This window comes from Polaromonas sp. P4_F9, assembly GCF_056401235.1.
Window position 1 is genome coordinate 67,001 of the sequence record NZ_JBFUJT010000024.1, and the last position, 21,809, is coordinate 88,809.

The window sequence follows — 21,809 nt, forward strand, 5'->3', positions numbered from 1 at the left end:
AGTCAGACCATGGGTGCCATTTCCCTTTACGCGAAGGCGTCGCCAGACTTTGCGGAAAAACTCGCACGCAGCCTGGCCTTGCTGAAATCATCCGCCGCCAGCCATGCCCCGCTGACCCAGGCCTCCAGCCTGGGCGCGGAAGACATGGTGGTCACGCATTTGCTGCAGGAAGCCGGCATTGACTGCAGCATTTTTGTGCTGGACACCGGCATGCTGCACGCCGAAACCCTGGCGCTGGTCGGCCGGATCGAAGAGCGCTACCAGCGCAAGGTTGACCTTTACCGCCCCGATGCCGGCGCAGCCTCCGCTTTTGTACAGACCAACGGCACCGACGCCATGTACAAAAGCCTGGATCTGCGCAAACAGTGCTGCCACATCCGCAAGATGGAGCCGCTGGAACGCGCCCTCGCCGGCAAAAACGGCTGGTTGACCGGCCTGCGCCGTGAGCAGTCCAGCGCCCGCGCCGAAGTGCATGACATCGAGCAGCAGGCCGAGCGCGTGAAAATCAATCCGCTGGCCGACTGGACCTGGGGCGATGTATGGCACTACATCGCGCTGAACGCCATTCCCTACAACCCGCTGCACGACCAGTTCTTCCCCAGCATCGGCTGCGCACCCTGCACCCGCGCCGTCACGCTCGGTGAAGACTTCCGCTCCGGCCGCTGGTGGTGGGAGCAGGAAAGCGCCAAGGAGTGCGGCCTGCATGTGGCGGCCGACGGCACCCATGAAGCCCAGGAGCCCGCTGCCTTTGAACCCCTGTCCAGCATCATTCCCATCCGGCAGGTCCCCACATGAACGCCCGCACCGAACCCCATATGCTCAGTAATCCACCCCATGTTCTAAGCAACGCCCATCTTGACGCGCTGGAGGAGGAAGCCATTTTCATCCTGCGTGAAGTGGCCGCCGCTTTCGAGCGCCCCACCCTGCTGTTTTCCGGCGGCAAGGACTCGCTGGTCTTGCTTAAATGCGCCGAGAAGGCATTTATCGACAAAGAACGTGGCGGCAGCATTCCCTACCCGCTGCTCATGATCGATACCGGCCACAACTTCCATGAGGTGACCGACTTCAGGGACTACCGCGCCAAGCAGCTGGACGCCAACCTGGTAGTGCGCAGTGTCGAAGATTCGATGAAACGCGGCACGGTGCGCCTGGCGCATCCGGGCGAATCCCGCAACGTGCACCAGTCGGTCACCCTGCTCGAGGCCATTGACGAATTCCGCTTTGACGCCCTGATCGGCGGCGCCCGGCGTGACGAGGAAAAAGCCCGCGCCAAGGAGCGAATTTTTTCGCACCGTGACGCCTTTGGCCAGTGGCAACCCAAGGCGCAGCGCCCCGAACTGTGGACGCTGTTCAACACCCGCCTGCAGCCCGGCGAGCACTTCCGCGTGTTTCCGATTTCCAACTGGACGGAACTGGATGTGTGGCAATACATCGAGCGCGAGAAGATCGAGCTGCCTTCGCTGTATTACGCCCATCAGCGCCAGGTAGTGGAGCGCAAGGGCCTGCTGGTTCCCGTGACCGAATTGACACCACTGCGCGACGGTGAACAGGCCGAAGAAAGAACCGTGCGTTTTCGTACCGTGGGCGACATCACCTGCACCTGCCCGGTGGAAAGCCCGGCAGCCACAGCGGGCGAGATCGTGATTGAAACGCTCGCCGCCGATGTCAGCGAGCGCGGCGCCACCCGCATGGACGACAAAACCTCCGATGCCTCCATGGAAAAGCGGAAAAAAGAAGGATATTTCTGATGAGCACGCTTGTTGAAACAACCAGTCTGGCCGCAGCTGCTACTGCCCAGGACACGCGTGCCGCTTTGCGTTTTGTCACCTGTGGCAGCGTCGACGATGGCAAGAGCACACTGATTGGCCGCCTGCTGGTCGACAGCCGCGCCGTGCTGCAGGACCACCTGGCCGGCGTGCAGCGCGGCGGTGAGACCGACCTGGCGCTGCTGACCGATGGCCTGTCTGCCGAGCGCGAACAGGGCATCACCATTGACGTGGCTTACCGGTATTTCTCTACCGAGAGCCGCAAGTTCATCATTGCCGATGCTCCCGGCCACGAGCAATACACCCGCAACATGGTCACCGCGGCGTCGAGCGCCGACGCCGCCGTGGTGCTGGTTGATGCCACCAAACTGAGCTGGGAGGCGCCTTCGCCCGAGTTACTGCCGCAGACCCGCCGCCATTCGCTGCTGGTCGACCTGCTGCGCGTACCGTCCATCGTTTTTGCCATCAACAAGCTCGACGCGGTTGCCAATCCGGCCCTGGCCTTTGCTCATATCAGCGCAGCCTTGAGCAAGTTTGCCGATGAGGCAAAAATTCCGGTCAAGGCCATCGTGCCGGTGTCGGCCCTGATTGGCTACAACGTGGTGGATGCCCACCCCGGCTGGTGCGATTACCAGGGCCCCAGCTTGCTGGAGATTCTGGAGCACCTTCCCGCCACGCCGGCCGATACGTCGGAGGCTTTTGCCTTTCCGGTGCAATGGGTGGAGAAGTTTTCATCCAGCGCGGACACCTCGCAGGGACGGCGCATCTTCTGGGGTCGCATTGCCAGCGGCGCGGTACAACCGGGCCAGCAGATTACCGTGCTGCCGGGCGGAAAAACCGCCACCGTGGCCCAGGTACTGGACCACACGCGCCAGCCCAAGGCTGTATTGGCCGGGCACGGCGCCGGCATCATCCTGGACCGCGAACTGGACGTATCGCGCGGTGACTGGTTGCTGGCCGAGGGTGGATTCGAACCGCCGCTGGGCGTGCGCGAAATCACCGCAGAGGTCGCCTGGATGGACGATGAACCCCTGGTACCGGGCCGCATGTACTGGGCCTTGCAGGGCCACCGCTGGGTCAAGGCCAAAATCAAGCGTATCGTCCACCAGGTAAACATCAATACTCTGGAGACCCACGACGCAACGCACCTGGACGCGAACGCCATCGGCGTCGTCGAGTTGGCCCTGTTGGAGCCGATTCCGGCGCGGCCTTACCTGCAGTCCCGCATTCTCGGTTCGCTGGTGCTGGTAGACACGGCGTCGCACAAAACATCCGGTGCCGCACTGGTTCTTTAAGCTGCCAAGGCACTTTCAATTCACTGCATCAACCCTGTTACTGGAAACCTCTTAAAATCAAGGGTTTCCACCGATCAGCCAATACAACATGACACACATCGTCTCCGAATCCTGCATCCGCTGCAAATACACCGACTGTGTTGACGTTTGCCCCGTGGACTGCTTCCGCGAAGGCCCCAACATGCTGGTGATTGATCCGGACGAGTGCATTGACTGCGCCGTGTGCATTCCGGAGTGCCCCGTCAACGCCATTTATGCCGAGGAAGATGTGCCGGCCGACCAGTTGCAGTTCATCAAGCTCAATGCCGAATTGAGCCGCGCCGCGGGCTGGAAAAGCATCACCAAGCGCAAAGACGCCCTGCCCGACGCGGAAGAGTGGAAAGACAAGACCGCGAAGCTGGACGAGCTGGTGCGCTGAAACTCGCGCGCTGCCGATCCCGCCCGAGCTATTTAGCCCGAGCTATTTAATAAGCAAGTCAAGAAAAAATGGAACCTCAACTGAATCAAGAAGTGATCAATACCGCAGCCCAGCATGATGGCCCCATCGAAACCGATGCCGTCATTGTGGGCGCCGGTCCTGTCGGCCTTTTTCAGGTGTTCGAACTGGGCCTGTTGGAGATCAAGGCCCACGTGATCGACTCCCTCGCCTATCCCGGCGGCCAATGCATTGAGCTCTACCCCGACAAACCGATTTATGACATTCCTGCAGTGCCCATGTGCACTGGCAAAGAGCTGACCGACTCACTGCTCAAGCAGATCGAGCCGTTTGGCGCGACCTTTCACTTTGGCCAGGAAGTCAGCGTTGTCGAAAAACAGGAAGACGGCCGCTTTTTTGTCGAAACGTCCAAAGGCACCAAATTCCTGACCAAGACGATTTTTATTGCTGCCGGCGTGGGCGCTTTCCAGCCCAAGCTGCTGCGTGTCGACGGCCTGGAGCAGTTTGACAATACCCAGCTGTTTTATCGCGTCAAAAACCCGGCCGACTTTGCCGGCAAGAATCTGGTGATTGTTGGCGGTGGTGATTCCGCGCTCGACTGGGCATTGAACTTTGTGGCTGAAGGCCCCAACAAGGCTGAAAGCGTGATCCTGGTTCACCGCCGTGACGGGTTCAAGGCGGCGCCTGCCAGCGTAGCCAAAATGAAGGAACTCTGCGACGCTTACGAGATGCAGTTCATCGTGGGCCAGGTGACCGGCTACGACGAAAAAAATGGAAAAATGACCGGCGCCAAGGTGACAGGCGCCGATGGCGTGACCCGCGTCGTACCGCTCGATGTGCTCCTGGTATTTTTTGGCCTCAGCCCCAAGCTGGGACCCATTGCCCACTGGGGGCTGGATATTGAGCGCAAGCAGCTCATGGTGGACACCGAAAAGTTTTCCACCAACATTCCAGGCATCTTTGCCGTGGGTGACATCAACACCTACCCCGGCAAGAAAAAACTGATCCTCAGCGGATTTCACGAATGTGCCCTGGCCGCATTCGGTGCTGCGCCCTTTATTTTCCCGGACAAAAAAATCCATCTGCAATACACGACAACCAGTCCCAAGCTGCACAAGGTGCTGGGTGTCGAATCGCCGGTGTTTGACTGAGTCCACCCAGATAGATGCCTCCAAAAAGCCCGCCGCGTGCGGGCTTTTTTGTGCCTGTGGATGGTTGCGCGGGACCGGTCTGTCACCGCCCATCGGTTTGGCTTATCAGTTGACTCATCCATCACCTTCCGTCTTTTAGCCTGTTATTTAGCCCCTCTGTGGGGTCATCATCTAGAATCAAAAACCGCATTGTTCGTACATCCGCTGGGAATGTCGCTGCTTGCCGCCGTGGCGCGCAGCAACTGAGAAAGTCCCTTTGAACCCGTTTGAAGTCATCCTCGCGCAGGGAAGCATGGCTCCAGCTGCTGCCTTGCGGCGCCCAACATGCCGACCGGCCATAGACGAACGGAGCAGTTGATGGCCACCATGCCGACATCACCCCCCTCTCCCCCCTCCTCCAGCGCAGGCAATACTGCACTCACGCCGCTGGCGGCGAATGAGCGCCTGTTCGGCTGGCGCGATCATGCCGCGCTCTGGCTCAGCCTCGGCGTCGGCCTGCTCGTCATGCAGGTCGGTGCCTACCTCGTACCCGCACTGGGCGCCAAGGCAGCTCTTGGGGTCATTGTCTGCGGCTCGGTCATTGGCGCGGGTTTGCTGGCCTGGACCGCCAGAATCGGCTGTGACAGCGGTCTCTCAAGTGCTGGCCTGATGCATGCCACTTACGGAAGCAGCTTCGCGCGCCTGCCCGTGCTGCTGAATATCGTGCAGCTCATCGGCTGGACTACTTTCGAGCTCGTCATCATGCGCGACGGCACAGTGGCCATTGCACGCCAGTCCGGCAGTTTTTCCGGCACCTTCTGGCCCATCCTGGCCACAGTGCTCTGGGGCGGCATACTGCTGGCCCTGCTGTCGGGCTCCATGGTGAAACTGGTGCGCAAATTCATAGGCCGCTACGGTCTGCCGCTGGTGATCGCCTCCCTGTTGTGGCTAAGCTGGCAATTTCTTGCAAGGGCAGACCATCAGGGCATCGCCGCGCTGTGGAATCGCCCCGGCGAAGGCGGCATGAGCACACTGCAAGCGCTCGATCTGGTGATCGCCATGCCGGTCTCATGGTTGCCCCTGGTCGCAGACTTTGCGCGACACGGGCGTGACGGCAAAAGCGCCCTGCGCGGCACCTGGCTGGGCTATGCCATTGCCAATACCTGGTGCTATGCGCTGGGCGTGCTGGTGGCCCTGACGACACCCGCCACCGACCTGGTGGCGGCGCTGCTGCTGGCGCAAGGCGGCCTGCTTGCGCTGGGGCTGATTCTGATCGACGAAGTGGACAACGCCTACGGCGATGTTTACTCAGGCTCGGTCGCAGGCCACAGCCTCAAGCCCAACTGGAGCGTGCGGGCTTGGGGCATGGCGCTGGCCCTGCTGTGTACGGCGCTGGCCCTGGTGCTGCCCATGCACAGCCTGGAGCCGTTTTTGCTGATGCTCAGTTCAGTCTTTGTACCGCTGTACGGCGTCATTCTGGCGAGATTGGCCGGGCACCCCGAGGTGGCGCTGCTCGTTACCAGGCGCAAGGTCAACACCAGCGCCGTGCTTATCTGGCTGCTGGGGATTGCCTGTTACCACCTCTGCGCACAACTGGCGCCTGGCTGGGGCGCCGCCCTGCCCACGCTGGTACTGACGTTTGTGCTGGCGGGCCTCACACGTGTGAGCCGTCCAGGGGTCAACCTAGAGGCTTGAGCCGCATGGCCTGGGGTGCGTAACCATGGTTGAGGGGCCCGCTGCCGGCACCGGTGCGCACGTTGGCACCGGCCTCCAACGCCGCGCGCACATAGGCCCGTGCCAGCTGTACAGCGCCCAGCAGTGAGGCCCCCAGCGCCAGGTGCGCGGCAATCGCGGACGACAGGGTACAGCCCGTGCCATGGGTGTTGCGGCTATGAATGCGCGGGGCGCGCATCCAGTGCAGCTCCCCGCTGCTGGTAACCAATAAATCACTCACCACCTCGCCGGCCAAATGCCCCCCTTTAAGCAAAACCGCCCGCGCGCCTTTTGCCAGCAGCTCTTGTGCAGCGATCTGCATTGCCCCCTCGCTGTCCAGCGGCCGGCCAACCAGCAATGAAGCCTCATCCAGATTTGGCGTGACCACGGCTGCACGCCAAAACAGCTCATTGACCAGTACAGCAATAGCCGGGTTGTCGATCAGCATGGCACCGCTGGTGGCAACCATCACCGGGTCCAGCACCACATTTTTGAGCCCATGGCGATCGATGGCCTGAGCCACGGTTTGCACAATATCCGGGGCATGCAACATGCCAATCTTCACCGCGTCCAGACCCACATCCTCGACCACTGCATCAATCTGGTCCCGCAGCATCGCCGGCGGAACGCCGTGAATAGCCCGAACGCCCAAGGTGTTTTGAGCGGTCAGCGCGGTGATCGCCGTCATGCCGTAGCAACCCAGCGCGGCAAAGGTTTTCAAATCCGCCTGAATGCCGGCGCCGCCGCTGCTGTCGGACCCCGCAATCGAAAGTACGCGCGGGTATTCAAATTCAAAAGCTTGATTCATCATTCCTGATTCCGGTCCATTTCACGCTTGCAGCCGGCCCACTGTATACGGGATGGCTACCTCCACTGAAGTGTATTGCGCCGGCCTGAACAGATACCACAGATGCCAGCAAGGCTGCTATTTCCGCCCAAAGTTGGCTCCCCGAACCTTTGTACCCAGGAACCGCGGGGGAAGCGATGAACGGGGGAACAAAGTTGGGGGTGACCGGTCTAAATTCTGTCACTTGGTGATATTTCCAGTGACAGGAGGTGTAATCATGAGGCAACCGAAGCATTGGCAAGACCCCTTAAATGCCCTTGTCGGGGTATGGGTCATTCTTTCACCTTGGGCTCTGGGATTTCAGGACACACAGGTGGCCATGGCGAATGCGGTCGTCTTTGGGCTGGCCCTGCTGGCCGCGGCGCTGGGGGCAACCTTCGTTCCGCGCGCATGGGAGGAATTGACCGAAGGCGCAATCGGGCTGTGGCTGATGGCCTCGCCTTGGGCACTCGGGTTCAGCATGCATCGCAATGCCATGCTGAGTACGCTGATTGCGGGGATAGTTGTCGCCGCGCTGGCTCTGTGGACGCTGTTGATTGACAAAGACTACAACGGCTGGTTGCGCGAGCGAATAGCGCACTGATCCACGTACCGACCGCTGCCCTGGCCGGTGCGGGCGGGCCTTGAACTTCTGGACAGTGCAGCTTATTGCAGCACCGGCTGGGTGCGTACCTGCTGAGCATTGCAATTACCAATAACCCCATGCAGTGGGCGGGGGTGCTGCTGTTTCTGAAAACCATGTCGGACCATGCCGCCAGCACGCCCGGCACGCGGCCCCCGCCAGGCGCTCAGCCCTACACTGGGGGCTGATGAAAAAAATTCTTGTCCGCCTCCAACCCCTTGCTATTGACGTACTTCACCGACTGCGCCACCCTACCCGGCGCGGCATGGTTTTAGCGCTGGCGGCCTTGCCTGTGCTGTTGCTGCTGTATGTGCTGGTCCTGACTCCTTTTACCCCGAGCATCAAGGACGTCAGAAAAGCCAAATTGCAGCAGCCTGCGGTGGTCCTGTCAGCGGATGGGAAAGAACTGGCCCTGTTCAAGCGCGCCAACCGCGACTGGGTCAAGCTCGCCGACATTTCGCCCAACGTGGTGGCTGCGCTGATCACCACCGAGGACCACCGTTTTTATGAGCACCACGGTGTCGACATCAGGCGAACGGTCTCCTCGGTGTTTCATACGTTTACCGGCGACCTGCAGGGCGGCTCGACCATCACGCAGCAGCTCGCGCGCAACCTGTATCCCGAGGAGGTCGGCCGCGCACGGAGTTTGACGCGCAAGTTCAAGGAGGTCATCACGGCACTGAAAATTGAGGCCGTTTATACCAAGCAGGAGATTCTTGAAACCTACCTGAACACCGTGCCCTTCCTCTACAACGCCTATGGCATTGAAATGGCGGCGCGCACCTATTTCGACAAGTCGGCTGACGAGCTGGATGTGCTGGAGAGCGCCACGCTGATCGGCATGTTGAAGGGCACCAGTTATTACAACCCGGTGTTGAACCCTGAGCGCGCCGTGCAGCGCCGCAACACCGTGCTCGGCCAGATGGCCAAGCACCAGAAGCTGGACGCCAACAGGCTGGAGGCACTGAAGAAAAGGCCACTGAAGATAGACTTCGAGCGGCAGACCGAGCCCTTAGGTATGGCGCCTCACGTCGCACAGCACCTGCGCAAATGGCTGATCGAATGGGCCGACCGCAACGACTACAACATTTACGCCGATGGCCTGGTGGTACGCACCACCATCGATTCGCGGCTGCAGAAACTGGCCAGCCAGGCGGTGGTGCGCCAGGCCAACAGCCTGCAGGCCTCAGCCAACGCCGAGTGGGGACCACGGGCCTGGGGCACAAAAAAAGAGCTGGTACGTGCCCTTGTGCGGGACACGCGCGACTACAGGGTCGCACGTGAATCAGGACAGACCGACGAGCAGGCGCTAAAGCAGGTGCAGGCCGATGCGGCCACGATGCGAGCGCTGCGCGAGGACAAGACCCGCCTGCAGGCCGGCTTTGTGGCCATGGACCCGAGAAACGGACATGTGATGGCCTGGGTCGGCAGCCGTGACTTTGCACAGGACCAGTTCGACCATGTGCAACAGGCGCGCAGGCAGCCCGGCTCGACCTTCAAGCCCTTTGTTTACGGCGCAGCCTTCGAGCAGGGCGCCCAACCCACCGACGCTTTTGTAGACCAGGCGGTGGAGATACCGCTGGGGGGCGGCACCGTCTGGCGACCCACCGACGCCGGCGCGCCCAGTGGATTGACGATGACCCTGCGCGATGGGCTGGTGTATTCCAAGAACACCATCACCGCCCAGGTCATGCAGACGGTAGGGCCCGCGAAGGTAGCCAAACTGGCCCATGCCATGGGCGTGCGCCAAAGCAAGCTGGAGGAAGTGCCATCGCTCGCACTCGGAACCAGCCCGGTCACCTTGAAGGAAATGGTCTCGGCCTACAGCACCATCGCCAATAGCGGCAACTACATTGAGCCGATTCTGGTCACCGCTGTAGAAGACCGCCATGGGAAGGTGCTTGAAGCGTTCCAAGCCAAACCGCCGGAGCAGGCCATGTCGCTGGCCCATGCACAAACGCTGGTCGATGTGATGCGCGGCGTCATTGACCAGGGCACCGGTGCCGGCATTCGCAGCCGGTACGGCATTCAGGCCGACGTGGCGGGCAAGACCGGCACCACCCAGGACAACACCGATGGCTGGTTTATCCTGATGCACCCGCAGCTGGTGGCCGGGGCCTGGGTCGGCTTCAACGATAACCGGGTGACGATGGGCGACTACTGGGGGCAAGGCGCCCGCAGTGCACTGCCCATCGTCGGTGACTTCTTTGCGCAGTCGCTGCGTACACGGGTGATAGACCAGCAGGCACGATTTTCCGCACCGCAAAACGGTGGCATGGCGGGTCAGGTAAATGACTGGTTCAGCAGCCTGTTCCCCCCCAGCCCCGCACAGCCACCAGCACCGGTTCCCGACGCCGAGGTTATTCCGGCACCCGAACCAGCCACGCCGCCCATGCCCGCTGCGCCATCAGTCCTTGTTTTGCCTAACGCGCCTTCGCAAGCGGGGGCGCCCCCCGGCGCCACGGATCCGCGGTTCGTGTTCGTCCCCTCCCGACCGACCGCCCCACCCGATCGCGGCGGCGACCCTATCCTGCGTGAATCCACGGCACCTGAAAACGCCAGCACCGGGCAGTAAGCTCTCAAACACCCCGACAGGTACGCGGGCCGGCGCTGCCTACAATCGACCGGCACAGGCGTCTGGCTCCAGCCCGTACTGAACTGGCGTACCCGATCAGCCTGACTTCATTCATCCATGAGCACTGGTTCTGTCACCCTCTCCGCGGCTACGCGACGTTCCGTCCTGCTGCTGTCGTTTGCCACCTTTGCCAGCATGGCGGTACAGCGTATTTGCGACGCAATGCTGCCCGAGCTGTCGCGCACTTTTTCCGTAAGCCTTGCGCAGGCAGCGCAGGTGGTCTCGGTATTTGCGGTGGTATACGGTCTGGCGCAGCTGGTTTATGGCCCGCTGGGCGACCGGCTGAGCAAGTTCGGCATCGTCACATTTGCCACGCTGTCGTGTTGCGCGGGTAACCTCATGTCGGTTTTTGCTGTCAGCCTGGACATGCTGGTGCTGGCGCGTGTCATGGTTGCGCTGGGCGCGGCGGCCATTATTCCGCTATCCATGGCATGGATCGGCGACACCGTCGCCTACGAGCTGCGCCAGGAAACGCTGGCACGTGTCGGCCTTGGCACCACGCTGGGCATTGTGTGTGGCCAGCTGGTGGGTGGCTTGCTGACCGACACGCTGGGTTGGCGCTGGGCGTTCGGGCTCATGACGCTGCTGTTCGGCGTGGTGGGATCGCTCCTCTACGTCGACCGGCGCCGCCAGCAAACTGCGCACGTACCGGTCACCAGCACCGAACCCATCGTGCGGCCTGGTTTTGTGGCGCAGGCACTCATCATCATCACCGGGCCGTGGTCGCGCATCGTGCTGGGGGTCGCTTTCGTCGAGGGCGCGGCGGGCTTCGGCGTTCTGGCCATCTGGGCGTCGCATCTGCACCGGGCACAGGGCCTGTCGCTGTCGGCGGCTGGCGCCATTGTGGCGCTGTTCGGTCTGGGCGGCATGCTCTATATGGCGGTAGCGCGCCACCTGATTCGCCGCCTGGGTGAACAAGGGCTTACCGTGCTGGGGGTCTGCCTGATGGGGCTGTCTGCCCTGGTGCTGGGGTTCACGCCGCACTGGCTGCCCAGCCTTCCGGCGTGCCTGATCGCCGGCTTTGGCTTCTTCATGTTCCACAACACCATGCAGACCAATGCCACGCAGATGGCACCCAAGGCGCGCGGCACAGGCGTGTCGCTTTTCGCCTCGGCACTCTTCATGGGCCAGTCGGTCGGCGTGTTACTGGCCGCCGGCCTGGTGGAGCGGATTGGTTCCGGTTCCGTGATCACGCTGGGAGGCGGCGTGCTGGTAAGCGCCGGCATTTTCTTCGCGCGGGCCTTGCGCCGGCGTGAGGAGTTGATGCGCCGGCAGTGAATTCAGGGCGCGATCACAGAAAGACAAAGGGCCTGCACTTTACCTTTACGTGCGGGCCCTTGCTTTCTTTATATCGCTCCTCAACCTGGGCTCGAGCCAGGGGCCTACGGTGAAACAGGGGGGATAAAAATCCTTACTTTTCAATAACTTATACCCGCCTTCGCTCATCACATTTCGCCAGGAACTGCCAAGCTTGTCACGGCAAAACCGCACCTTTGGAATTAGAGGACCCGCACAGGAGTAGCTGAAATTACACTGCGACTCTCATAATGCCTGCAGGCAATTAACAAGGACCAGCGGCATGTACTTCCTCCTCAAGCCTCGAAACCTCAACGCAGGCTTGCTGATCGCCGCAGTCAGTCTATTTTCCACCTCCAGCATTGCATCGCCGCCGCCCACCATCGACGAAAGACTGATCTTCGCCTCGCAACTTTCAATAGCGCAGCAAGATGACTGGGAAGTTGCTGTACTGAACGACGCCACCGCCGCGGCTATGACACCGGATACCGCCGGGATTCCCGCTGCCCAGCCAGCAGGCGATCAGCCGCGAACGCTTGTAGACGAAGCATCCGCTGCAGCAGAACCTGTACCCGCGCAGCCTGCAGTGCTCAATGAAAGAACCACACGCTTTCGCACTGCTGCGCTGATGGCCACCAGCATCGGCGGAACGCTGGCCTACGGGCGGGCCAAATGGTGGCGAGACGGGTTCGCCGGCGGCTTCAAGACCGTCAATGAAGGCTGGTTCGGGCAGGACACGAATTCTGGGGGCGCCGACAAGCTCGGCCATGCCATGTTTGCCTACACCGGTACCCGGTTGTTGACGCGGGCTTTCGAGTGGGCGGGCAACGATTCAACAACCGCCTTGAAGCTGGGTCTATGGACATCGGTCGGTACCTTGATGGGAGTCGAGCTGATCGACGGCTTTTCCAAGAAATGGCGCTTCTCAAAAGAAGATGCCGTGGCCAATCTTGCAGGCGGCGCACTGGCTTATATGATGGAGCGCAACCCGAAGCTGGACGCGCTGATCGATCTACGACTTCAATACAGCTCGCCGTCAGGAGGGCACAAATTCGATCCGTTTGGCGACTATTCCAGCCAGCGCTACCTGCTGGTGCTCAAGGCCAGCGGCGTGCCGGCATTCAAGCAGCACCCGCTGCTCAAGTACCTTGAGATTAACCTCGGCTACGGAACGCGCAACTTCGACACAAACTCGCGTGCGCTGACGCCGCCGACCCGCCACGCCTACTTCGGCATATCACTCAACCTGTCGGAACTGCTGCGCAACACGGTTTACAAGGGCAACGCCAGTCCCTCGCGCACCCAGCGCGTGACCGAGACCTTCTTCGAGTTCATACAAATCCCCGCCGCCACAATGCAGACCGATCACGTCATCCGTTGACTGGTTGACGGCTACCCGGTGGAAACCGATGAGGATATGCCCGACATAAGCCAGTCGCGCCAAGCTAACCACAACCGCCAACAAAGTTGAGTACCGGTGAAGCACTGGATATCAGGCAATCGCCTAATAAATGCCAAACAAGAAAAAAGCCCACTACCATTTCGATAGCGGGCTTTTAAATGCCGATGCGGCTTATATGGCTCCTCAACCTGGGCTCGAACCAGGGACCTACGGATTAACAGGGGGATAAAACCCTTATTTATCAATGACTTATGCTCGCCTTCGCTCGTCAGGTTTCGTCAGAACTCACCAAGATTGTCACGTCTTTTTATCTTGTCTTATGACTGGAGGCATTGTCAAAAAAAAGGCAATAGCTTCCTCATTGAGTTCCAATGTGGTTTTCAATTTGGAACTGCGTTTCGGCTGTCAAACCGAGTAATTCCAAGTCAAATCGTCCCTTATCTGCTGCATAACGAAGCACCTTCACAAGTATCCAATCTCCGACCTCCAACAGATCGACGACCTCAAGATTAGCCTGAGTGAAATTTGACTTGTGTACAAGCCCACTACCATGCAAGCCGAACTCCACAAAAAAGCCGTAATCTTGCATTGAGACGATTTGACCTTCGATCTCTGAGCCTAGCGGATGCTCTAACTCCATAATATTTGCGTTGCGGAGCACTCCATCATTAACAAATAGGTTATCTAACAGCTCCTTTAGCTCGCCTATATCAAACGCATCGGCAGCTTTAGCATTAGCAAGCACTTTCGCTTGGCCTAAGAGAAATTTCTCCTGATATCCGGCAAGATAGTTAATCAAAAGCATCCCGTTGCTGATGACCGTTTGGCGACTGTCGCTTCTGTACTTTCCCCGCCCAACTATGTTGTCCGCAATTTGCTTTGCGACTTGATTTTCTCTAAACAAAACGTCTTCTGAAATGGCTGATAAGTAGTTAACATTTCGCAGCAAATCAAGGTGAATTTGCCCAGAGGGGGCGATTGATATCAAATCTCGGTAGTCCAAGACGTTTGTCTGAGTTTCTGAAAAAATACATCCAGCAGAAACGAGCGCCCCAAGCTCTTTCATTATTCGTTGCTCAGCATGCCCTGCCTTCTGAAGATCTCCGATCAGCTGTGACGTTTGATGAAATCCCACGATTCGGTTCGGACCAATCTCTCTCCACCGATTTTTCAGCCATTGGAGTATGGCAATTCTTACAAATGGATCGGGTAGATCATCGCCATCATCCGAGCTAAACAAATTCTTTATATTTGATTCGATGTCTCCGTAGTATTTGCGCTTTCCCTTCAAGAGAATCTTCGCAATAACATGGTTGGGAATCTTGTATTCCCCAACTGAAGTCCGTATCTTTAGTATCTCGTCAGCGCCGATGTGACCGCTCTTACAAAAATCCAAGAGTATTTCAAGTCCTTTCCTGATATTTCTTCCGGCTAGCCCAGTAATAATTCGCCTGAAAAGCTGATCTTGAAACAGTGAGGCAATAATCGCCTTTAAATAGACACCCACCTCGGACCTTGCACACTCGACCTTCATACTATTCGACAGGTGGAAGGTGAACTTTGCGCTTTGGTTGTCAATCTCTCGAAGCGCATAGTTCAGCCGAGCGTAGATAACCTTTTCCAGAAGAGGTGGATCAATTCTAAATACCAGATCTTTAATGACAGTATCAAGCGGAGGCTCGTTCCGATACTGATCGTAAGTTGTGTCCCGTAGTGGGAGAAACACCATGCAGGCGAAGCTGCTCTTCAACCACGAGGCCACCTCGAACATCAACAATTGATCATCTCTATTTCGCTTGTCGCAGTTGTCTAATACGATGACTAGGAGCTTATTTGTGCCTTTGTGAACTAAGTTGATGATCCCCGCTAGCGTAGCGACGATGTCCTTCTGCAGCATGCTAATTTCATCGAAGATGATTTCACGATAGCGATCAGAATCTTTAGAGAATAAGCTGGCTCGTCCTTTTTCTAGCAAACTTAATTCTCTCGAATAGATTTTTTTTATCGTCTCCAAAGCGGAAAAGTCTAGCGCAGGATAGTTTTGTGCAATTGCCTCTATTACCTCGTTAACGACCCATTGATATATGAGGTCCCTGGACAAAGGTGCTTTATTAAGGTTAATGTTTACCCACTCCGTGGAATGCGCCAAAGCCGACGGCAGCGCCTCTAATTTTAGGTAGTCTGTAAAAGTGGACTTTCCTGAGCCTACGCTACCTATCAGTAGGCAAATTTCGCTTCGCGCTCTTCCGAATGTTTGGACACTTTCGAATATTGGCGAAGCGTCCCCCGAGTCATCAATAAGCTTTGCGTCAACTAACTGTCTTGGCAACGCGGTACGAATTAGTTTATCTATTGGCGCTACGTGTGCTTGTTTTTTCTTGGAACTCACGTACGCGTTGTGTATAACCGCTTCGCGGTCAGCCACACTTTCTGGGTTAAACAGATATTTGTATTCGATAGATACATTGGTACCAAACGAGTTGTCGCCAACAGTTTCGTTGGCAATCGATTTGCCACCTAGCATATGAACTGGCTTGAAATATCGGGCCGTAGTTCGCACTGTTCGAAGAAGCTCGGCAGCTCTCCTCTTGATGCTCGCCTTCGAGGCAAACTCCAGAAAATTGGCAAATTCGACACTGGCAGGGTGAAATTGATCTCGCTTGATGCGGATGAGCGGATCAGCCTGATCCCAGAATGACGCGATCAGGTTAATTCCATCCGTCGCGATTACCCTTTCGCAGGGATTAACGTTCCTCTGATACGACGAATTGATCTCTGAAGCATAAAGACGCGCCTCTCTTAAGGCCTCATCCAAGTCCTCTCCCGGAGTCTTTGCTTCAATAATGACTAGCGGTAACCCATCGCAGATCACAGCGTAATCGGGGTAATAAAGTTTTTTACCCTTGCCCTTGTCAATGGCTAGTTTTCGAATATCAATTTTCGTAAGGAAGTCATTTTCCAAATAGCCGAGGCCAAAAGGTGGCTGCTCGACTAGGAGCCTGGCTATAAATTTTTGCTCCACGTCACTTTCAGTCGCTAGTTCGACTGTGGTTGCCCAAGCTGATTCCGAAGCCATTTAAATCCTCCTAAGTCTGTTTTCTGAAGAACAATGTTTTTTCCGAACGCTGATCCAAGTGCACTGAAACTAAAATGCCAGTTCGCCATGCAGTTAAACCATGTAGAGAAGCACGGTGCAGTCCTAGGAGCCGCCAAGACTCCTCTAGCCTGACTCAGCCCCTGTGATCAACCGTAACATTACACTACTCGCAAGGACAAACCAGCAAATATGCCAAAGGAGTACGGAAAACTCACCGCTGACCAATTCAAGGAATTTATAGGCAAGCTGCCAGAACTTCGAAGACAGCGCGGCGAGCTTGAAGGGCTGCTCGCAGATGTGCCCAAAGAGAAATTCGACACCCTCATGGTGAAGGACTTCAACTGGAGTGAAATTTACGAGGTTTCCTTCGCCGAACACATCGCCACCGCCGTTATTGCTTTTGATCAGGTGAGGTGGCTAAGCGATATAGCCAAAGCTGAAGATCCTCAACAGCAGGTTCTGAATGGGTGGCCCACAGAGGATTCCGTAGATGACACGGCCACCCATCCGGACTTCACACCTCAAGACCTGGTGGGTCTGGCCTACTCCTTGCAACGCACCATTTTGAGCGTGATGCTCTTCCAGCGAAGCATGTCCGGGTTGGTCCAGGAGGTGCGAGAAGACGACAACATGGACTCCCTGTTCAATGCGATCAGGGTTGACCGAACAGCAATGAACTGCTCGACCATTGCGGACAAGATTGCCAGGGCAGCAATGCGCAACGATAAGCGTTTCTTTTTGCGACTGAGAAATGCGCTCAAAGGCCCTACCCAGAAGCACTGGGCGGCTTACTGTGACCTTCGGTATTCCTTGGTTATATTGCGCGAACTAGGGGTCGGCGGACTTTCCGATATTCAGCTTGAAAACCTCCTCGTTCATACGTTGAAGGTCTACCCCAACACCCCTTCGGCTCGTAAGAACCTTCGCACCCAATACACCCAGTCCAAGAAAATTAAAACCATCTGAAATTGCAATTTCAGATGGTCGCCCAAAGCGGCCTACATGTATGAAATCCATATCCGTCCAGAGCATTTCGCAAGCTGGCACGGAAAGGATTTCAAATGTCTACCTCGTCCAATGCAGGTAAGTCTGCCGGCAGCTCTCCCCTCCCTCAATCAGCCGACCCGGCATTCGTGGACGAGCGCGCAGCGCCGGCCAGCGAATCCGGGTCGGAAGGTCTTCAGGGTGCGTCGCCTAGTAACACAGCACCCCATAACAGCAACAACACCCTACCGGATGGTTTTCGGCTGCTTCGCCTGGCGGTTGACAGTCTGTACCTCTCCTACCCTGGCGACATGCATTCCGGGGTTCTGGTCCGCCTGGTTGACCTGAAAAATAAGGCTCAGTCCCCTCACCTTACCGAACAGGCCAAAGCCCAGTACGTGGCCGGAAACCACATCTTCGAGGTCAAGGACAAGGGGGCAGGCATGTTCCCGTTTGTTCTGGATGACAACGCCTACCGCATCCAGTTTTCCCGACCCGGCAAGAAGCTGCCCATGGCCTACGTCAAGGTGTCGGCGGAGTACCTGGCGCACAGGGGCCCCCGGGCCGTCCAGGAAGAACTCGAGGTCCTGCTCTTGGAGTTCGGCGACATAAGCGGAAGAAATATGGTGAGCCGCATCGACCTGGCTGCGGACTTCAGTTCGCCTTGCGAGATGGACTCCTGGCACCGCTCCGCCTGGGTAACGCGAGCCGTTGAGATTCACAGCTACGCCAAAGACCAGCAATTCACCGGCTGGACCGTCGGCATGGGTGGCGTGATTGCCGCCCGCCTCTACGACAAGACCCGGGAACTCAACCACAGCGGCAAGGCCTGGGCCACGAATCTCTGGCTGCCTGCCGGTTGGGAGCCCGGCCAGCAGGTCTGGCGGCTCGAATTCGAGTTCAAACGGGATTACCTCAAGGAGAGGCAGCTCTCGTCGCTGGAGAGCGTCCTGGTGAACCTGAATGGCCTGTGGAGCTATGCGACGACTGAATGGCTAAGGCTGACGGAACCCAACCCCAATGACGGGACGCGGGCGCGCTGGCCGACCCATCCACTGTGGACCGCCCTCGCCTGCGTCGATTGGGACACTTCGGGCGGGGTCTTGCTCAAGCGCTTTAACAATGCCCGGTTGCCGGACGAGAAACGGCTGTACAGCACGGTGTTCGGCTCTCTGGCCTCGTACATGGCCATTCACCAGCTCGACGACAAGAACGTGGCCATCGATGGCCTGCTCGGCAAGATGCACCAGCACTTCCAGGACGTCGCCTACCACCAGGGCCTGGAGGTCGATGAGTTGCTGATTCAACGGGTGGCGGCGCGCTCCAGGTTGTTTAACGCCGGGGTGAACTTCCAGGGAGAGGATGTCGAACCCGAGGAGTCCGAAGGCGTCAAGGCATATCGCAAGGCCTCTCGTGGTGAATAAGGGGCTGTCATGGATAAAACGCCTGACGAAACGGGCTTACCGCTGCCTGCGGCGCGCTGTCTCAGCAAGGAACAAGCGGCGGCCTACCTGGGGATCGGGCTCACCTTGCTGGCTGAGCTGGCTATCCCTCATGTGCGCTTTGGTCGTCGCTGCGTCTACGACAAACTTGACATCGATGCCTGGCTCGATGACTATAAAGCCGAGCGAAGGCGGGCCGGAAAGGAGAATTTATGGCCCGTCATGAAGGAATCTATCGGAGGCCGGATTCCGGTTTCTGGTGGATCAATGCAACGCTCCCCAACGGCAAAAGAGTACGCCAAAGCGCTGGGACTGACGTCAAGGAGGATGCCGAAGCCTATCTAGCAAAACTCAAGCTGGATGCGTATCGGGAAACTCACTTTGGCATCAAGCCGCAGCGGAGTTGGCAAGAAGCCGTTGTCCGGTACCTCGAACTGAAACGGACCCTGAGAAGTTTTTCGGATGTGCAGCGGATTTGCCGCCTGCTTGATCCTTACCTGGGGACCATGATGCTGAACCAGATCAATGGGGATGTCATCTGGTCGATTGTCCAGGGAGAGCTCAAGAAGGGGAACAAGCCTGCGACGGTCAATCGCTATTTGTCCACCATGCGCAGCCTGCTGCGGATGGCACGCGATGAATGGCAGTGGATCGATCACTTTCCGAAGATCAAACTCCTGGGCGGTGAGGTCGAGCGGGACCGCTGGTTGACGCATGAGGAAGCGGATCGCTTGATTCGCCACTGCGCGCCCCATCTGGCGGCCCTGGTGCGGTTTGCCCTGGCAACAGGCTGCCGCGCGTCCGAGATAACGGGTCTGGAGTGGGCTCGGGTGGACTTGAACCGGCATACCGCCTGGCTCAACAAAACCAAGAATGGCACGCCTCGGGGAGTACCGTTAAATGAAGATGCGATTGAAGTGTTGAAACAGCAGATCGGGAACCACCTGCAATTTTGCTTTGCGTACAAAGGCCAGCCCTTGCGGGCGGACGTGACCAACACGGCCTGGCACAACGCGTTGGCGAAAGCGGGGATTGCGGACTTCCGTTTTCATGACTTGCGCCACACCTGGGCATCCTGGCACCGCCAGGCGGGTACATCTTGCGATGAACTCAAGGACCTGGGCGGCTGGAAGTCGCGAACGATGGTGGACCGCTACGCCAAATTTGCAACCGAGAACTTGTTGTCCGCAGCGTCTCGAATCGAGCGCGGAGGGAGTGGCCGGAACGTGGTCGACTTGTCACGTTTTCGTCACGTTTAGAAAGACGAAAGCCCCGCACTTTCGTGCGAGGCCTTGTTTTATATGGCTCCTCAACCTGGGCTCGAACCAGGGACCTACGGATTAACAGTCCGGCGCTCTACCAACTGAGCTATTGAGGAATACAGCCTTGGATTATAGCGTCATTTTTCTCCACTTTTCCGCGCGACGAATTCTTATCAACGCACCTCATCGGCAGTTTTTATTCCACAAACAACAAACGAGGATCGCCGATTTTTATACAGGACGCATTTGCTATCAACTTAATAGCAAAAACATCAAGCCCTGCCAATCCACCGCGCCCACTCAAAGCTGCCAGCTCAGCTACCATCTGCAGATGTCTCTCCTGAAACATTTTTAAAGCCCTCATGTTGCCGAGATTCTGAGCCATGGGAAAACTGCCGCGCCCCGTACCCTGGCTTGCCGCCGGGGAGAATTTTCCTCCGCTGGAATTCGCTTGGGGGCGTCACGACCCTGCCCCCGGTCTGTTGGCCGCTGGCGCGGCGCTTGATGTGCCAACGTTGATTCAGGCTTATTCGCGCGGGATTTTCCCCTGGTTTAGTCTGGGCCAGCCGGTGCTCTGGTGGAGTCCAGACCCTCGCATGGTGCTGCATACCGAAAAATTCAAGCTGCATCGATCCCTGCGCAAAAGCCTGAATCGTTTTTTGGACGATCCGGAGTGCGAAATACGGTTTGACAGTGCCTTTGACCGTGTTATCAAAGCCTGCGCCAGCCAACCCCGCGCGGGCCAGCCAGGCACCTGGATTGTTCCGGACATGGTGCAAGCCTACTGCGCCCTGCATCGGGCCGGGCACGCCCATAGCGTAGAAACATGGTCACGGGGCGAGTTGGTTGGCGGCCTGTACTGCGTGAAGCTGGGGCGGATGGTATATGGAGAATCCATGTTCGCTCATCAGACCGACGCCTCCAAGATCGCGCTGGCTGCGCTGGTGAGCTTTTGCCGCGCCCACCAGATCACCATGATCGACTGCCAGCAAAACACCCGGCATTTGGCATCCCTTGGGGCGGCTGAAATTGACCGCACCACTTTCGCGACCCATCTCGGTCAAAACGTGGGGAAAACCACTCCCGCCTGGCAATTTGAAACCGTATACTGGAATCAGATACTGGCGGCTGAAAAGCCGAGGCTACCGTGACGCACCTCAAAGATCTGCCCCTGCAAACCTTGCAGTTTTATGCAACGGCACCCTATCCCTGCAGCTACCTGCCGGGAAGGCAGGCGCGTTCTCAGGTTGCTACCCCGAGTCACCTCATCCACAACGACGCCTATTCGGAGCTTGTGACCAACGGGTTTCGGCGTAGTGGCATGTTTACCTACCGGCCTTATTGCGATGGATGCCAGGCCTGCGTTCCGCTTCGTGTGCCCGTCAAAAGCTTTAAGGCAGATCGCAGCCAGCGACGCGCGTGGAACCGGCATCACACGATGCAGGCACGCGTACTCAAGCTGTGTTTCATGCCAGAGCACTACCAGCTCTACCTGCGCTACCAGAACGGCCGGCATGCGGGCGGGGGCATGGACCATGACAGCATCGACCAGTACACGCAATTCCTGCTGCAAAGCCGCGTGAATTCGCGTCTGGTGGAGTTTCGGGAAAGCCTGCCCAATGGCGAGGCAGGCGCCCTGAAAATGGTCTCCATTCTCGACGTGCTGGAAGACGGGATCTCGGCGGTTTACACGTTTTACGAACCGGACGCCCGAGCCAGCTATGGCAACTACAGCGTCCTTTGGCAAATAGAGCAGGCCAGGCGGCTTGAGTTGCCTTACGTGTATCTGGGTTACTGGATCGCTCAAAGTCCCAAAATGAGCTACAAGGCCGGATTCAAACCGAACGAAGTACTGCTGAACGGCCAATGGACACTCTCCCAC

The 21,809-nt window shown here is 58.0% G+C and carries 18 protein-coding genes and 1 tRNA gene; 15 read left to right on the top strand and 4 right to left on the bottom strand.

Annotated elements, in window-relative coordinates:
• Window positions 1–9 precede the first annotated feature (9 nt).
• From AC1DUB_RS19820 to AC1DUB_RS19845, 6 genes are all read left to right on the top strand, one after another.
• Window positions 10–795 carry a phosphoadenylyl-sulfate reductase gene (locus AC1DUB_RS19820; protein WP_477730932.1) on the top strand — a complete coding sequence of 262 codons (786 nt, stop codon included), beginning with the start codon at window positions 10–12 and terminating at the stop codon, window positions 793–795.
• Window positions 792–1,748 carry a sulfate adenylyltransferase subunit CysD gene (gene cysD / locus AC1DUB_RS19825; protein WP_477730933.1) on the top strand — a complete coding sequence of 319 codons (957 nt, stop codon included), beginning with the start codon at window positions 792–794 and terminating at the stop codon, window positions 1,746–1,748. Before AC1DUB_RS19820 ends, cysD begins: the two co-directional genes overlap by 4 nt.
• Entirely contained in the window at window positions 1,748–3,061 is a 1,314-nt protein-coding gene (locus AC1DUB_RS19830) for a sulfate adenylyltransferase subunit 1 (RefSeq protein WP_477730934.1), read from the top strand. Before cysD ends, AC1DUB_RS19830 begins: the two co-directional genes overlap by 1 nt.
• An 88-nt stretch (window positions 3,062–3,149) precedes the next feature.
• Window positions 3,150–3,479 carry a ferredoxin FdxA gene (gene fdxA / locus AC1DUB_RS19835; protein ID WP_477716820.1) on the top strand — a complete coding sequence of 110 codons (330 nt, stop codon included), beginning with the start codon at window positions 3,150–3,152 and terminating at the stop codon, window positions 3,477–3,479.
• A 68-nt stretch (window positions 3,480–3,547) separates the two neighbouring features.
• The gene (locus AC1DUB_RS19840; RefSeq protein ID WP_477730935.1) at window positions 3,548–4,648 is read left to right on the top strand and encodes an NAD(P)/FAD-dependent oxidoreductase; all 1,101 of its coding nucleotides are present in this window, start codon (window positions 3,548–3,550) and stop codon (window positions 4,646–4,648) included.
• 366 nt (window positions 4,649–5,014) lie between these two features.
• Window positions 5,015–6,322 carry a purine-cytosine permease family protein gene (locus AC1DUB_RS19845; RefSeq protein ID WP_477730936.1) on the top strand — a complete coding sequence of 436 codons (1,308 nt, stop codon included), beginning with the start codon at window positions 5,015–5,017 and terminating at the stop codon, window positions 6,320–6,322.
• On the opposite strand, the gene thiD is transcribed toward AC1DUB_RS19845, so the two are convergent.
• On the bottom strand, window positions 6,306–7,151 hold the full coding sequence (gene thiD / locus AC1DUB_RS19850; RefSeq protein WP_477730937.1) for a bifunctional hydroxymethylpyrimidine kinase/phosphomethylpyrimidine kinase: 846 nt from the start codon (window positions 7,149–7,151) through the stop codon (window positions 6,306–6,308). The genes AC1DUB_RS19845 and thiD overlap by 17 nt on opposite strands.
• 253 nt (window positions 7,152–7,404) lie before the next feature.
• On the opposite strand from thiD, the gene AC1DUB_RS19855 reads away from it, so the two are divergent.
• The 4 genes from AC1DUB_RS19855 to AC1DUB_RS19870 all read left to right on the top strand — a co-directional run bounded on the left by AC1DUB_RS19855 (window position 7,405) and on the right by AC1DUB_RS19870 (window position 13,121).
• The gene (locus tag AC1DUB_RS19855; protein ID WP_477716824.1) at window positions 7,405–7,770 is read left to right on the top strand and encodes an SPW repeat protein; all 366 of its coding nucleotides are present in this window, start codon (window positions 7,405–7,407) and stop codon (window positions 7,768–7,770) included.
• Window positions 7,771–7,996: 226 nt separating this feature from the next.
• Entirely contained in the window at window positions 7,997–10,384 is a 2,388-nt protein-coding gene (locus AC1DUB_RS19860; RefSeq protein ID WP_477730938.1) for a penicillin-binding protein 1A, read from the top strand.
• Window positions 10,385–10,501: 117 nt separating this feature from the next.
• Window positions 10,502–11,722 carry an MFS transporter gene (locus tag AC1DUB_RS19865; protein WP_477730939.1) on the top strand — a complete coding sequence of 407 codons (1,221 nt, stop codon included), beginning with the start codon at window positions 10,502–10,504 and terminating at the stop codon, window positions 11,720–11,722.
• Window positions 11,723–12,062: 340 nt separating this feature from the next.
• The gene (locus tag AC1DUB_RS19870) at window positions 12,063–13,121 is read left to right on the top strand and encodes a DUF2279 domain-containing protein (protein ID WP_477730940.1); all 1,059 of its coding nucleotides are present in this window, start codon (window positions 12,063–12,065) and stop codon (window positions 13,119–13,121) included.
• A gap of 379 nt (window positions 13,122–13,500) precedes the next feature.
• Here AC1DUB_RS19870 and AC1DUB_RS19875 read toward each other — a convergent pair whose 3' ends face one another.
• Window positions 13,501–16,218 (bottom strand): S1 RNA-binding domain-containing protein, encoded by a 2,718-nt coding sequence (locus tag AC1DUB_RS19875; protein WP_477730941.1) that lies wholly within the window; start codon window positions 16,216–16,218, stop codon window positions 13,501–13,503.
• A gap of 210 nt (window positions 16,219–16,428) precedes the next feature.
• Here AC1DUB_RS19875 and AC1DUB_RS19880 point away from each other — a divergent pair, with 210 nt between their 5' ends.
• The 3 genes from AC1DUB_RS19880 to AC1DUB_RS19890 all read left to right on the top strand — a co-directional run bounded on the left by AC1DUB_RS19880 (window position 16,429) and on the right by AC1DUB_RS19890 (window position 19,924).
• Window positions 16,429–17,205, top strand: a complete 777-nt coding sequence (locus AC1DUB_RS19880; protein WP_477730942.1) for a hypothetical protein — start codon at window positions 16,429–16,431, stop codon at window positions 17,203–17,205.
• Between the two features lie 95 nt (window positions 17,206–17,300).
• Window positions 17,301–18,647 carry a hypothetical protein gene (locus AC1DUB_RS19885; protein WP_477730943.1) on the top strand — a complete coding sequence of 449 codons (1,347 nt, stop codon included), beginning with the start codon at window positions 17,301–17,303 and terminating at the stop codon, window positions 18,645–18,647.
• 230 nt (window positions 18,648–18,877) lie between these two features.
• Window positions 18,878–19,924 (top strand): tyrosine-type recombinase/integrase, encoded by a 1,047-nt coding sequence (locus tag AC1DUB_RS19890; protein WP_477730944.1) that lies wholly within the window; start codon window positions 18,878–18,880, stop codon window positions 19,922–19,924.
• A gap of 43 nt (window positions 19,925–19,967) precedes the next feature.
• On the opposite strand, the gene AC1DUB_RS19895 is transcribed toward AC1DUB_RS19890, so the two are convergent.
• Both AC1DUB_RS19895 and AC1DUB_RS19900 read right to left on the bottom strand, forming a co-directional pair.
• Window positions 19,968–20,043 (bottom strand) — tRNA-Asn (locus AC1DUB_RS19895).
• An 80-nt stretch (window positions 20,044–20,123) separates the two neighbouring features.
• Window positions 20,124–20,312: a hypothetical protein gene (locus AC1DUB_RS19900; protein ID WP_477730945.1), complete on the bottom strand. Its 189-nt coding sequence runs from the start codon at window positions 20,310–20,312 to the stop codon at window positions 20,124–20,126.
• On the opposite strand from AC1DUB_RS19900, the gene aat reads away from it, so the two are divergent.
• Both aat and AC1DUB_RS19910 read left to right on the top strand, forming a co-directional pair.
• Window positions 20,311–21,078, top strand: coding sequence for a leucyl/phenylalanyl-tRNA--protein transferase (aat, locus tag AC1DUB_RS19905; RefSeq protein ID WP_477730946.1), 768 nt, complete (start codon window positions 20,311–20,313; stop codon window positions 21,076–21,078). The genes AC1DUB_RS19900 and aat overlap by 2 nt on opposite strands.
• Window positions 21,075–21,809 (top strand): arginyltransferase (locus AC1DUB_RS19910; RefSeq protein WP_477730947.1); only part of this gene is annotated, 735 nt, incomplete at its 3' end. The genes aat and AC1DUB_RS19910, both read left to right, overlap by 4 nt.

Coding starts and splice junctions, on each gene's coding strand:
- aat (WP_477730946.1), top strand. CDS start 20,311: ATGGGAAAACTGCCGCGCCCCGTACCCTGGCTTGCCGCCGGGGAGAAT.
- AC1DUB_RS19820 (WP_477730932.1), top strand. CDS start 10: ATGGGTGCCATTTCCCTTTACGCGAAGGCGTCGCCAGACTTTGCGGAA.
- AC1DUB_RS19860 (WP_477730938.1), top strand. CDS start 7,997: ATGAAAAAAATTCTTGTCCGCCTCCAACCCCTTGCTATTGACGTACTT.
- AC1DUB_RS19885 (WP_477730943.1), top strand. CDS start 17,301: ATGTCTACCTCGTCCAATGCAGGTAAGTCTGCCGGCAGCTCTCCCCTC.
- thiD (WP_477730937.1), bottom strand. CDS start 7,151: ATGATGAATCAAGCTTTTGAATTTGAATACCCGCGCGTACTTTCGATT.
- AC1DUB_RS19855 (WP_477716824.1), top strand. CDS start 7,405: ATGAGGCAACCGAAGCATTGGCAAGACCCCTTAAATGCCCTTGTCGGG.
- AC1DUB_RS19890 (WP_477730944.1), top strand. CDS start 18,878: ATGGCCCGTCATGAAGGAATCTATCGGAGGCCGGATTCCGGTTTCTGG.
- AC1DUB_RS19830 (WP_477730934.1), top strand. CDS start 1,748: ATGAGCACGCTTGTTGAAACAACCAGTCTGGCCGCAGCTGCTACTGCC.
- AC1DUB_RS19865 (WP_477730939.1), top strand. CDS start 10,502: ATGAGCACTGGTTCTGTCACCCTCTCCGCGGCTACGCGACGTTCCGTC.
- AC1DUB_RS19845 (WP_477730936.1), top strand. CDS start 5,015: ATGCCGACATCACCCCCCTCTCCCCCCTCCTCCAGCGCAGGCAATACT.
- AC1DUB_RS19840 (WP_477730935.1), top strand. CDS start 3,548: ATGGAACCTCAACTGAATCAAGAAGTGATCAATACCGCAGCCCAGCAT.
- AC1DUB_RS19900 (WP_477730945.1), bottom strand. CDS start 20,312: ATGGCTCAGAATCTCGGCAACATGAGGGCTTTAAAAATGTTTCAGGAG.
- cysD (WP_477730933.1), top strand. CDS start 792: ATGAACGCCCGCACCGAACCCCATATGCTCAGTAATCCACCCCATGTT.
- fdxA (WP_477716820.1), top strand. CDS start 3,150: ATGACACACATCGTCTCCGAATCCTGCATCCGCTGCAAATACACCGAC.
- AC1DUB_RS19875 (WP_477730941.1), bottom strand. CDS start 16,218: ATGGCTTCGGAATCAGCTTGGGCAACCACAGTCGAACTAGCGACTGAA.
- AC1DUB_RS19880 (WP_477730942.1), top strand. CDS start 16,429: ATGCCAAAGGAGTACGGAAAACTCACCGCTGACCAATTCAAGGAATTT.